The following is a 418-nucleotide window of genomic DNA, read 5'->3' on the forward strand; positions in this document are numbered from 1 at the left end:
TTTTAATCTCGCTAGCTTCTGCGTCGTCAATATGCACGCGTTTGTCGATTTCAGAGACTAAGTTTTCAACTTCTCCAAGTCGTCGCTTGGTAGTCGCTGCCGTTTTATCCATTTCTTCTTTTAGCCCGGTCATCTCTTTTAAGATTTCCTTCAAGGTTTCATTTTGGTTTACAAGCTGAACTGCTTGCTCTCCTTGCATTTTTACGGCTTCCATGAGTGCGTCTGTTTTATTCATTTACTATTTCTCCTTCTACAATTGTGCGCCCTTTTTCAGGGACAATCTTATTCATTTCAGACAGCCAGTTTTCTGTTAGTGTCAGTAACTGTCTGATTTTGTCAATTTGGATTTCTTTTCCTGCGCCTTGGATAAGAGCCTTGAAACGCAGCGGCGCCATTCTCTCATCAAAGAATGTTTCAA

General features: G+C 41.1%; 2 pseudogenes. Both read right to left on the bottom strand.

Features of this window, described 5'->3' with window-relative positions:
- Nucleotides 1–235, bottom strand: a pseudogene (locus HMPREF2574_RS07840) (hypothetical protein); the annotation flags it as partial.
- Nucleotides 228–418 (bottom strand): annotated as a pseudogene (locus HMPREF2574_RS10255) (hypothetical protein); the annotation flags it as partial. The pseudogenes HMPREF2574_RS07840 and HMPREF2574_RS10255, both read right to left, overlap by 8 nt.

The organism is Streptococcus sp. HMSC034E12, from assembly GCF_001835915.1.
Classification (GTDB): Bacteria; Bacillota; Bacilli; order Lactobacillales; family Streptococcaceae; genus Streptococcus; species Streptococcus vaginalis.